The organism is Psychrobacter sp. AOP7-B1-24 (assembly GCF_052376215.1).
Lineage (GTDB): Bacteria > Pseudomonadota > Gammaproteobacteria > Pseudomonadales > Moraxellaceae > Psychrobacter.
Genome location: NZ_JBQSVL010000168.1, coordinates 1 through 1,435, shown reverse-complemented (window position 1 = coordinate 1,435; position 1,435 = coordinate 1). Strand labels below are relative to the sequence as shown.

Sequence of the window (1,435 nt, the reverse complement as noted above, 5' to 3'; positions counted from 1 at the left end):
CCAGCACCACACCCCGACTCTGGCCCAAACTGCATTAGGTGGTCAGCATTTAACTGAGCGTTTAACGCAACTGGCAACAGGACTTGGTAGACAGGTCAATGACCATAACTCGATTAAGATGCAACTTGAGACTATCGCAGAGGAACAGCAAACCAAAACCCATCAACAAGCGCCCTATACGCTGATTGATAGTGCGGCTGATAGCAGCTATGTCAGTGAAGACACGCTCATTCAACGTTCAATGGGTGAAATGATTACTACGACTCAAGCGAACATGATGATCAGTAGTGGTGAGACTCATAATCAAATCAGTAATGAAGCACTGAACATCATAGCGGACGGTCAAGTGAGCATGACTAATGCTAAAGAGACTATTACCCTCTCCGCCCATACAGGGAAACTAGAAGCAACTGCCAAGCAAGATGTCAACATCGCTTCCTCAACCAAAGAGGTTGAGGTGGTGGCTACGAATAAGATTACGATCACAGCAGGGGGTGCGAGTATCACCCTTGATGGTGCTGATATTACGATAGTAGCAAAAGAGGTGACGGAGAAAGGCGGTAAGCATGGTAAGGCTGGGGGTGGGATGGATGGTTTGGGGCTTTTGGGGATGCCGACTACTCCAACAGCGTATCGCTTGCGCTTTCATCTAAAGAACGATGATGAAGTTCCTTATAGCTACACGCCGTACATAATAACTAATGAAAATACGGATGAAAAATTTGAAGGGGTAACGGATAAAGACGGTCATACTTCGACTTACTACTCTAGTACTCCTGATGGTTTTAATATTCATCTACAGATTGAGGGCATAGAATATGGCGACTAATTTACCAAATAGCGGAGGTACTGCTTCACGGGACAAAGACTACACGGTTGAATGTACAATATCAGATGTTGCACCGTTTACTGTACATTTTAGGCAGCCCAAAGATATGGCTGGACGTTACGGTTTTGATTATCCTAGGGATGCTGATAGATATCCTATAGAAGAAATATTTGAAGATGTATCTGGTAATAAAATTATAGACAATAGGAAATTGTTTATAGGTAATATAACGAACTTTAATAACATCTACCTAAAAGGTTCTAAATTATCTCACAAATTAAAAAGCAAAGACTATCTACCTGCTTGGTTAGTCTTGTTTCCTCATACGACTAGTGCTGTGTATAAAGGTGGCTCAGACATGCACTCACTTGGTGTCAAACTAGACTTAGAAATTCAGCAATTGATTGGTGATAAATCGTCACTAAGCGCAGGTAAATTCAAGACCTTAGAGTTTGCATCCTCAAATCCTAACAAATTAACTGTTTATCCTGAAACTATATCAATAGCTAAAATTCTTAACAAAGGTGTTACCGAAACCATAGTAGATGGAAAAAAAGGCACTACTCGAAATGACTATATTTCTAAAAAGGCTATTCTCATTAAAGG

1 protein-coding gene and 1 pseudogene are annotated in these 1,435 nt (G+C 41.1%); both read left to right on the top strand.

Features of this window, described 5'->3' with window-relative positions; genetic code table 11:
- Nucleotides 1-829: DUF2345 domain-containing protein (locus ACT3QP_RS14770; RefSeq protein ID WP_444526024.1), on the top strand; the 829-nt coding region annotated here is incomplete at its 5' end.
- Nucleotides 819-1,435 (top strand): annotated as a pseudogene (locus tag ACT3QP_RS14765) (hypothetical protein); the annotation flags it as partial. The gene ACT3QP_RS14770 and the pseudogene ACT3QP_RS14765, both read left to right, overlap by 11 nt.